General features: G+C 68.0%; 6 protein-coding genes. 5 read left to right on the forward strand and 1 reads right to left on the reverse strand.

Annotated elements, in window-relative coordinates; translation table 11 throughout:
• The first annotated feature begins 522 nt into the window (after positions 1 to 522).
• The 5 genes from NTX40_05490 (at position 523) to NTX40_05510 (ending at position 6,853) form a co-directional block, all read left to right on the forward strand.
• Positions 523 to 1,377 carry an SPOR domain-containing protein gene (locus NTX40_05490; protein ID MCX5648535.1) on the forward strand — a complete coding sequence of 285 codons (855 nt, stop codon included), beginning with the start codon at positions 523 to 525 and terminating at the stop codon, positions 1,375 to 1,377.
• A gap of 25 nt (positions 1,378 to 1,402) precedes the next feature.
• Positions 1,403 to 2,416, forward strand: a complete 1,014-nt coding sequence (locus NTX40_05495) for a tetratricopeptide repeat protein (protein MCX5648536.1) — start codon at positions 1,403 to 1,405, stop codon at positions 2,414 to 2,416.
• Positions 2,413 to 4,080: a tetratricopeptide repeat protein gene (locus NTX40_05500; protein ID MCX5648537.1), complete on the forward strand. Its 1,668-nt coding sequence runs from the start codon at positions 2,413 to 2,415 to the stop codon at positions 4,078 to 4,080. The genes NTX40_05495 and NTX40_05500 overlap by 4 nt, the downstream gene beginning before the upstream one ends.
• A gap of 145 nt (positions 4,081 to 4,225) precedes the next feature.
• Positions 4,226 to 6,064: a Trk family potassium uptake protein gene (locus NTX40_05505; GenBank protein ID MCX5648538.1), complete on the forward strand. Its 1,839-nt coding sequence runs from the start codon at positions 4,226 to 4,228 to the stop codon at positions 6,062 to 6,064.
• A gap of 105 nt (positions 6,065 to 6,169) precedes the next feature.
• The gene (locus NTX40_05510) at positions 6,170 to 6,853 is read left to right on the forward strand and encodes a TrkA family potassium uptake protein (protein ID MCX5648539.1); all 684 of its coding nucleotides are present in this window, start codon (positions 6,170 to 6,172) and stop codon (positions 6,851 to 6,853) included.
• A gap of 12 nt (positions 6,854 to 6,865) precedes the next feature.
• Here the strand turns inward: NTX40_05510 and NTX40_05515 are convergent.
• Positions 6,866 to 7,082, reverse strand: a 217-nt coding sequence (locus NTX40_05515; GenBank protein MCX5648540.1) for an RpiB/LacA/LacB family sugar-phosphate isomerase, incomplete at its 5' end; no start/stop codon positions are given.

Consider the following 7,082-nt stretch of genomic DNA (forward strand, 5'->3'; position numbering starts at 1 on the left):
GGCCTTGTCTTTACCCACATTTTTCAACGCATCGCGGATCATGCAGTTGCCGTTTCAGGCCCCTTCCAGGGGCCTTCGCCCCGCGAAGCGGGGTCTAGACCGGCCCTTTTAGGGCCGGTAAACCGACGGCCGGTTCCCCAACGACCGTTTTCTTTTCCACCGGAGCCCGCTTCAGCGGGCTTCCCGTTCTCCCTTCGGCCAGGAGGAAGCCCGCTAGAAGCGGGCTGAAACAACATCCAAACAACCAACAAACAGTCATGGCACTTCCCGCCTGCCGGGGGTAAAACCCCCGGCCTACACGCCGCTTCGCGGCGCAAAGGCGGCTGAAGCCGCCTGAACGGCCCCTACTCACATCCCTGGAAGATGTGGGTAAAGACAAGGGCGTTGCCCTGGGCTTTATTGTCCGAGCCCTTTGGGCTCAACGGCAATGTCAGGCGACGCGTTTCCTGTCGTTGTGAGGTGGATGCGAAGAATGGTCCGATAAGGCGTTTCAGCCCTTCTTTTGCCTCAAGGCTGGCCTGCATGGGGGACGATGTTATCCCCAGGGAATGGTGTCTTTCGGACGGGGGCGGGGTGCGCCCCGGCGAGGCGAGGGGGTCCAAGGTGCATCGAGCGTGGGTCATCCTGACGGCGGCGGGGTTCCTTGCCGTAGCCGGGTGCGCGAGCAGCGTCACCCGCGAGGCGCAGCAGGATTTCAACCCGGGCCGGGCGGCGTTCGAGGCGGGGCGCTGGCAGGAGGCGGTGGACGCTTTCACGCGGTTCCTGGCGGCGCATCCGAGTTCGCCGGCGCGGGGCGAGGTGTACTACTACCGGGGTCTGGCCGAGGTGCGTCTCTCGCGTCGTGCGGAGGCGCTCGCGGACTTTCAGCGTGCGACGCGGGCCGCAGCGCCGCCCCCGAGCCCGGCCTACGCGCAGGTGGCCGCCGGAAATCTGCACTTTGAGGAAGGCCGCGACTGGGATGCCGTCCGGGCGTACAGCGGGGTGCTGGGGGACCCGCCGGACGGCGTGCCGCTCGACCGGCTCGTCCTGCGGCTGGCGATCAGTCTTCAGCAGGTCGGGCGATGGTCCACGGCCGACCGGTATCTGGCCTACGTGATCGAGAACTTTTCCGGGACGCCGGCGGCGGCCGAGGCGCGCCGCCGCTATCGGGCCGGAGCATTCACGGTGCAGACGGGGGCGTACACGTCGAGCGAAGGAGCCCAGCGCGAAGCGTCGCGGTTGCGAACGGCGGGCTTCGCGCCGGAGGTCAGCGTCACACAGCAGCAAGCGCGTCGGCTCCACACGGTCCGCGTCGGTCACGCGCGGACCTACGCGGAGGCGCTGAGTCTGGCCCAGCGCGTGAGCAAGGCAGGCTTCTCCGCTCTGGTTGTGCCGTAACCGGACGAGAGGGGTGAAGGGGACGATGGGTTTGCGACGTCACGACTATGCGACGGAGGAGCGTCTGCGCGAGCGGGTGCGGTCGGACCCGCGCGCGGCCGGGGCGCATCAGAAACTGTCGGCATGGCTGTCGCGCGCCGGCCGGTTGGCGCAGGCGCGTGAGGTGCTCCAGGCGGGTCTTTCGCGTGCGGAGGTGACGGCGTCGCTGCAGCACCTGTTGGGCCTCCTCTTTGCGGGGGCGGAGGACTATGAGTCGGCGGAGCGGCACCTGGCGCGGGCGTCGGCCCAGGAGCCGATGCGGTTCGATTACCTTCGGGACCTGGCCCTCGTTCGGGCGGTGGCGGGCAAGACGGCGGCATCGGTTGAGACGCTTCGCCAGGCGGCCGGTCTGACGGATGGAATGCCGGCGGACCTGGAGTGTCTTCTTCGGCTCGGGGAACAGTCGCTCGTGCAGGGGGGCGCGAAACCGGAGCGTCGCCCGCCGAAACCTCGCCGGTGTGCGGCGTTCGTGGAGAGCCTCGTGGCGCGCGAGCCTGAAATGGCCGAAGCGCTCATCGCCGGGCGCGAGGCGTCGGATCCCCGCAAGCGCGAGGTGCTCAGAGCGGCGAGGCAGGCGCTGCGGCGCCTGATTGCGCGGAATCCCGCGTATCCCGACCTTTACTTCGGGATGAGCCTGGTGGCGGAGCAACTGGGCGAGATCGACCGCGCGATCGAGGCAGCCGAAAAGGCGCTCGCCCTCAACCCGCGGTACGTCGAGGCCTGTCTGCTGGCGGTCCGCCTGTACGAGAAGCGCGGAGAGCCGGCGCGGGCTGCCGAGCGATGCCTGACGGTGACCGAACTGGAGCCTCAATGGCTCGACGCGCATCTGCGTCTCGGTCATCTGCTGCGCGAGCAAGGGCGCGTGCGGGATGCAGCGGAGGCCTATCGGCGGGCGCTCGAGGTGAAGGCGGATTGCGAGGAGGCGCGGCACGGACTGGAGCGCCTGGAAGCGGCGCTTGCGCAGCATCCTGCGGAGGCGGCGGAAGGGGGTGCCGGATGAGTTACCTCCTTCGGCTGCTGGGGCGGGGCTTGGCCGGCGATTTCACGGGGTATCTGAGCAAGTTCCTTAAAACCCCCTCGGACGAAAGTCTGGAGGCGCTGCAGGCGGGGGTGCAGGAATCGCCGCGGCGTGCGGAGGCGTGGCTCGCGCTGGGCCTGAAGCAGATGGAACTGGGCCGTCTGGCGGCGGCGCGGCAGGCGCTGGAGTCGGCGGTGCGGCTTGACCCGGCGCTGGACGATGCGCGGGTGGCATTGGCAGCGGCGGTGAGCGACCTGGGGGACCCGGCCCGAGCCGTCGAACTCCTCGGTCCGGTGGCCGAACGCAGCCTTCAGACGGCGACGGTGCGGTACGTGATGGGGCAACTCCAGGAGCGGCGGGGATCGGCGGACGAGGCGGCGGCGAACTACACGGCTGCGCTGGCCGCCGACCCGATGCACGAAGCGGCGCGGCAGCGGCTGGCGGCGCTGGAACTGGTGCGAGGAAACCTGGACGAGGCGGTCAAGCATTATACGACGCTCAAGCGTCAGGGCCCCGGCGATTTTGAAACCCGGATGAACCTGGCGTCGCTCGAAGTTCGCCGGGGCGACATCGCGGCCGGCATCGCCGAGTATCAGGAAGCGATCCTCATCGAACCGGACAACTGGGAGGCGCGGTGCCATCTGGCCGATTGCCTCGAAGAACAAGGGATGCACGAGGAGGCGCTCGCGGAAATCCGGCGCGTCCTCGACTTTCACCCGGACTATCCCGACATGCATTACCGGGCGGCGAGGCTGCTGGTGCTGACGGGCGACCTGGAGGAGGCGGAGTATCGCCTGCAACAGGCGCTGGCGATGAACCCGCGGTATCTCGATGCGTTGGTCCTGCGCGGCCAGGTGCTGGTCGAGTTGGGCCGGCCGGACGAGGCCGTCGCCCATTACGAACGGGCGACGCGCGTGAACGACGGTTACCTGGAGGCCTACGTCGGCCTGTCGGTGGCGTACCGGCAGATCGGGATGAACGCCGAGGCGGACGAGGCGATCGAGATGGCCTCGCGCATCGAGCCGGGTTCGACGCGCCTGTATCAGGAGACGGCGCGTCTGGCGCTGCGTTCGAGCCTGTCGGCGGCGCTCGGGCGCGAGTTGAACGTGCCGGCCGCGGTCATGGAGCCCGTGGTGGACGAACTGACGGCGTCGGAGGTGCTCGAAACGGAACTTCGGGAACACGCCGACGCGGTGGCGGCCCATCCGGATTTCCCGGACTACCGCTATCGGTACGGGCTGCTCCTGAAGAGCGCGGGGAAGGTTGAGGAGGCGCTGGAGCAGTTCCGGGCGGCGACGCGGTTGAACCCGACCTACGTCAAAGCGCTGGTCAAACTGGGGCTGACAGCCTGGGAGGCGGGCCGGCTGGAGGAGGCGACCGAGGCGCTCTCCCAGGCGGTGAACCTGGAACCGGCGTACGTGGACCTGCATTACCGTCTGGGACTGGTGTACGCGGACCGCGGGCTCTGGCCGCTGGCCGTGGAAGAGTACCAGAGCGCCCTGGAGCGTCAGCCTGGCGCCGAGGCCGTCGAGGCAAGCCTCATGCTGGCGCTGGAGAATATGGGCCTCGTGGGGGAAGAGCATTCGCCGTTCGCTGCGGCGACGGAAGCGGCGGACGAGGCGACGGACGCCGCACCGACCGATTAGGAGCGGGCGGTCGGCGCCCCCTGCGGCCAATTCCTTGACAGGCGGGCGCCGGGAGTCTTAAATGGCCTCGGCCCGGGGGCCCCGTTCCGGAGAAACCCTTCTGACGCGTGAGCGACCCAGCCTTCTGCGAAATCCTGAGGGCGCCGTGAGGCGAGCGCGCCCGTACATCGTCACGGTGATGGTGCCGGTCGTCGTCCTGGCGGTGGGGAGCCTGGCGATTGAGTACGGTTTCCAGGTATCGGCGGAGACGAAGCGGGTACTCCATGCCGTGGAGGCGGCGGCGCTGGCGGGGCTTTTGTTGGAGCCGCTGTTGGGGCTTCTGCTGTCGCGTGAGCGGGCGGAGGTTCTGCGGTCGCGATGGTTCCACTTCGCCCTGGCGGGCGCGTATGCCGCAGCGGTCGGGCTGCTGTACGCGGGGAAGGTGCCGGAGCCGGCCGTGTGGGTTCGGCGGGCGGCCCAGGTGGCGATCGTGCTGAGCCTGGTGGTGCGGCTGGTGGAACTGAACCAGTTCCTGGCGACGCTGCGTTTGCCGCCGGCCTTGCTGTTCGTCGGGAGTTTTCTGACGCTTATTGTGGTGGGGACGGGCTTTCTGCTTCTGCCGGTGGCGACGGCGCCGGGCGAGCCGGCGACGAGTTTCACCGACGCCCTCTTTACGGCGACGAGCGGCGTGTGCGTGACGGGTCTGGTGGTCGTGGACACGGGGACGCATTGGGCCCCGCTGGGGCGGTACGTGATTCTCGCACTCATCCAGTTGGGCGGGTTGGGGCTGATGACGTTCGGCTCGGTGTTCGCGCTGCTCCTGTGGCGCGGGATGCGGGTCCGCGAGTCGGTGATGATGCAGGAGGTGCTGACCCACGACCTTTTGTCCGAAGTCGGGCGGATCATTGTCTTTATTTTGATCACGACGGTTTGTGTGGAAGCGGCGGGAGCGGTGCTGCTCGCGGGCCTTTGGGATCACACGGCTCAGGGGGCCGCCGTCGCCCTCTCGGACCGCATTCAGTACAGCGTTTTTCACAGCATCAGCGCGTTCTGCAACGCGGGCTTTAGCCTGTATGCGGACAACCTGATGTCGTACCGTTCGACGTGGCAAGTGAACCTTGTGTTTCCGCTGCTCATTATTTCGGGCGGCATCGGGTTTATGGTTCTCTACAACGGCGCGAGGCTGGTGCGCTATGGCCTGCTGTCGTGGGGCCAGGCGCTGTTGGCGAAGAGGCGGCTGACGCTGCACAGCAAGTTCGCCCTGGTGACGACGGCGGTGCTGCTCGTCGGCGGGACGGGGCTGGTGTTTGTTCTGGAGACGTTCCCCGGGCGCGAGGACGCGTGGCGGGCGACGGCGACGACGGTGGACGCCGCTGCCGGGCCGGAGGAAGCCGCGGCGGCAGGCGCGGAGGCGCCGCCGATGGGCAGGACGTGGACCGAGCGACTGAGCGGGGCGTGGTTCCTGGCGACGACGGCGCGCACGGCAGGTTACAATACGACGGACACAAGCCGACTGGCGCCGCCGACGAAGTTCCTGACGGTGGTGCTGATGTTTATCGGTGCGTCGCCGGGGTCCACGGGCGGCGGCATCAAGACGGTGACGGTGGCGGTGATTGTGTGCGGCATCTGGTCGTCACTCCGCGGCCGGCAGGAGCCTCAGGCTTTCCGGCGCCGCCTCGAGCGGGGCATTGTGGAGCGGGCGTTGACGGTGATGGCGGTCGGCGTCGTGTGGGTGGCGACGGTCAGCATGATCCTCTCCGCGTGGGGGTTCGCGGAAGGGGCGCGGTGCCCATTCCTGGACGTGCTGTTTGAAACGACCAGCGCGTTCGGGACCGTGGGCCTCTCGACGGGCGCGACGCCGCTCCTGAACACATTCGGCCGGATCCTGATCGTCGTGACGATGTTCATTGGCCGCGTCGGGCCGCTCACCTTGTTCGTTGCGATGCACGGCCGAGCGCAGCGGGTGCACTACACGTACGCGACGGAGCACGTGGCGATCTCGTAACGGCGGGCCGCCGGCCGGATTGCACTTTAGGGTTGTGGGGGGCGTCGGCGCCGGGCCATAATGGCGTCCGGTGTGCCGGGGACCGGCGGGCAAGGAGGATGGGGTATGAAACGCTTTGTGGTAATCGGACTGGGGCGATTCGGCCGACGTCTGGCGAAGGAACTGACCGACGCCGGCCACGAGATCATTGCCATCGACACGCGCGAGGCGCTGGTGGAGCGCGTTCGCGACGAGGTGGCCTTGGCCGTCTGCCTCGACGCCACGGAACCCGAGGCCCTCAAGAGCCAGGGCGTGGATAAGGTGGACGCGGCCATCGTGGCGATCGGGGAGGATTTCGAGGCGAACGCTCTGGCGACGGCGACGCTGAAGAGCCTGGGCGTCGGCCGTGTCATCAGCCGAGCCTCCAGCGACATCCAGCGCCGGATCCTCGACCGCATCGGGGCCGATCAGGTCGTCTTTCCGGAAGAGGAAATGGCGGTTCGGCTGGCGAGCCAGTTGACGAACCCCCAGATCATCGATCACGTAGAGTTGTCGGAGGGGCACGGCCTGGTTCAGATCCGGGCGCCGGAGGCGTGGCAGGACCGGACGCTGGACGAGATCGATCTGCGGAAGAAATACGAAGTGAACCTCGTGGCGATCAAGCGGCCGGTCAAGAAACAGACGCCCGAAGGCGAAGAGATCGTCGAGGAGCAGGTCCTGGACCTGCCGATGCCGCACACCAAGATCCGCGAAGGGGACGTTCTGGTGCTGGTGGGAGCGACCGAAAGCCTGTCCGCCCTGCCGACCTGAACGCGGCGCGAGTCAGCAGGTTTTCTTTTTCCGGGTTTTCTTTTTTTCCGGTTCGTCGGGCGGCGGCGCGTCGCGCGAGGCCAAATACCGCTCGGCGGCCATGACCTTGGCGATGCGCCGGGCGTGCCGGCCGCCCTCGAACGGCGTGGTGAGCCAGACGTCAACCATTCGGCGAATGAGTTCCTCGCTCAGCAGGTCGGCGGGGAGGCAGAGGACGTTGGCGTCGTTG

Source organism: Planctomycetota bacterium (assembly GCA_026387035.1).
Classification (GTDB): Bacteria; Planctomycetota; Phycisphaerae; order FEN-1346; family FEN-1346; genus JAPLMM01.